This window comes from Actinomadura bangladeshensis (genome assembly GCF_004348335.1).
Lineage (GTDB): Bacteria > Actinomycetota > Actinomycetes > Streptosporangiales > Streptosporangiaceae > Spirillospora > Spirillospora bangladeshensis.
Genome location: NZ_SMJW01000486.1, coordinates 1 through 2,460 on the forward strand (window position 1 = coordinate 1; position 2,460 = coordinate 2,460).

3 protein-coding genes are annotated in these 2,460 nt (G+C 73.6%); 1 reads left to right on the forward strand and 2 read right to left on the reverse strand.

Going from position 1 to position 2,460, the window contains the following annotated elements:
- Positions 1 to 1,081 (reverse strand): fumarate hydratase (locus E1284_RS40165; RefSeq protein WP_131945353.1); only part of this gene is annotated, 1,081 nt, incomplete at its 3' end.
- Between the two features lies 1 nt (position 1,082).
- Positions 1,083 to 2,024, reverse strand: coding sequence for a DMT family transporter (locus E1284_RS40170; protein WP_131945354.1), 942 nt, complete (start codon positions 2,022 to 2,024; stop codon positions 1,083 to 1,085).
- A 113-nt stretch (positions 2,025 to 2,137) separates the two neighbouring features.
- Between E1284_RS40170 and E1284_RS40175 the strand changes: the two genes are divergently transcribed.
- Positions 2,138 to 2,460, forward strand: a 323-nt coding sequence (locus tag E1284_RS40175) for a GntR family transcriptional regulator (protein ID WP_131945355.1), incomplete at its 3' end; no start/stop codon positions are given.

Consider the following 2,460-nt stretch of genomic DNA (forward strand, 5'->3'; position numbering starts at 1 on the left):
CCCCGACCCGGACGACCTCGTCGTTCAGGTGCTCGTCGGTCGTGTCGGGCAGGTACTGCGCCGGGTCGGTCTCCAGCCGCTCCAGGAACACGCCCTCCGCCGTGATCTTGGCGAGGGCCTGCCGGTCGGCGCTGCACGACACCGCGATCGCCACCGGGCAGGACGCGCCGTGCCGCGGCAGCCGGATCACCCGCACGTCGTGGCAGAAGTACTTGCCGCCGAACTGCGCGCCGATCCCGAGCTTCTGCGTCAGCTCGAACACCTGGAGCTCCAGTTCCAGGTCGCGGAAGCCGTGGCCGAGCGGGGAGCCCTCCGTCGGCATCGTGTCCAGGTAGTGGGCCGAGGCGTACTTGGCGGTCTTCAGCGCGTACTCGGCGGACGTCCCGCCGACCACGATGGCCAGGTGGTACGGCGGGCACGCGGCCGTGCCCAGCGAGCGGATCTTCTCCTCCAGAAAGGACATCATCCGCTTCGGGTTCAGGACCGCCTTGGTCTCCTGGTACAGGAACGACTTGTTCGCGCTGCCGCCGCCCTTGGCCATGAACAGGAACTTGTAGGCCCCGCCCGGCGCCGCGTACAGCTCGATCTGCGCGGGCAGGTTGCTGCCGGTGTTCTTCTCGTCCCACATCGACACCGGCGCCATCTGCGAGTAGCGCAGGTTCAGCTTCGTGTACGCGTCGTACACGCCGCGCGAGATGTGCTCCTCGTCGTTGCCGTCGGTCAGGACGTGCTGGCCGCGCTTGCCCATCACGATCGCGGTGCCGGTGTCCTGGCACATGGGCAGGACGCCGCCGGAGGCGATGCCCGCGTTCTTCAGCAGGTCCAGCGCGACGAACCGGTCGTTGGGGGACGCCTCGGGGTCGTCGAGGATGCGGCGGAGCTGCGCGAGGTGCGCCGGGCGGAGCAGGTGCGCGATGTCGCGCATCGCGGTCTCGGTGAGCAGCCGCAGCGCCTCCGGCTCGACCTGCAGGAACGTCCGCCCGTTCGCTTCGAAGGCGGACACGCCGTCGGAGGTCAGCAGCCGGTAGTCGGTCTCGTCCGGGCCGAGCGGCAGCAGGTCGGTGTAGGAGAATTCAGGCATCTCAGGCAGATCCTCGCGCGATTCCGATGGGGGCCGCCTCACAGGTTACGGGCTCGGGAACGACCGGTTCACGGGGGGCGACCCGGGCCCGCAGCCCGACCGCGACGCCCGCCGCGACCAGCGCGGCGCCCGCGAGATCCGCCGGTCCCGGCCGGTCGAGGCCGAGCGCGACCGTCGTGACGAGCGCGCTGACCGGGATCAGCCCCGCGAACAGCCCCGCCCGGTCGGCGCCGAGCCGCCCGATCGCGTCGTACCAGAGCAGGAACGCGATCACGGTGACGACCGCGGACAGGTAGGCGAAGCCCGCCAGCTCGCCGGCGGTCGGCACGCGCAGCACTGCCGTCCCGTCCGCGGCGACGCCGACGGCCAGCAGCATCGGGGCGGCGAGCACCGCGGAGTAGGCCGAGACCCGCAGCGGGCCGAGCCGGGGCAGCAGCGGGACGGCCAGCAGCGAGAAGCACACCTCCCCGGCGAGCGCGCCGAGCGAGAACAGCAGCCCGCGGACGCTCCCGCCGCCGAGGCCGTTGGCCAGCGCCGCGCCGGCCGCGACCGCGCAGGCCGCCACCACGACCGCGGGGGCGGGGCGGCGCCGCTCCAGCAGCGGCCCCGCCAGCGCCAGCACGATCGGAGACGTCGCGATCACCGTGCCGATCGTGGCCGGGCTCGTGTCCCGGGTCGCCTCGACGATGCAGACGTTGAACGCCACCAGCCCCGTCGCCGCCAGCGCGGCCAGCAGCAGCCAGTCGCGCGGCGACGGGCGCGCCGCCGGCCCGCCGGCGAACCGGGCGACGGCCAGCAGGAAGGCCGCGGCGACCGCGTACCGGACCGCCTGGCCGCCGAACAGGGGATAGGACGCGATCGCCGCCGACACCGCCGTGAGCGTTCCGACCAGGAACATCGCCGTGCCGGCACCGGCCGTGCCGCGTCGCTGAGAGCCGTTCATGGAGGAAACGCTAGAAGCGCATTGGCTCATCTCCCAGGGCCATTGGCGACGCTGAATCGTGGACCAATGGGACCTTCGTGACGCTCCCGCCACCTCCCGGCGCTGAGTGTGGTGTGACCGACCTTCACCTTCCCCTGGACCGGTCCGCCGGCAGGCTGGCGGCCCAGATCGCCGCGGGCTTCCGCGCGGCCGTGCGCTCCGGCCGGCTGACCGCCGGGACCCGGCTGCCGTCGAGCCGCGACCTGGCGCGCGACCTGGACGTCTCCCGCGGCGTCGTCGTCACCGCCTACGAGCAGCTGACCGCCGAGGGCTTCCTCATCGCGCGGCGCGGCGACGGCACCCGGATCGCGCCGCTCGCCCGCCCCGACGGGGACACCGCGCAGCCCGGCGAGCGGGCCGCGCGTCCCGGCGCGCCGGACCGGCCGGACGGCGACCC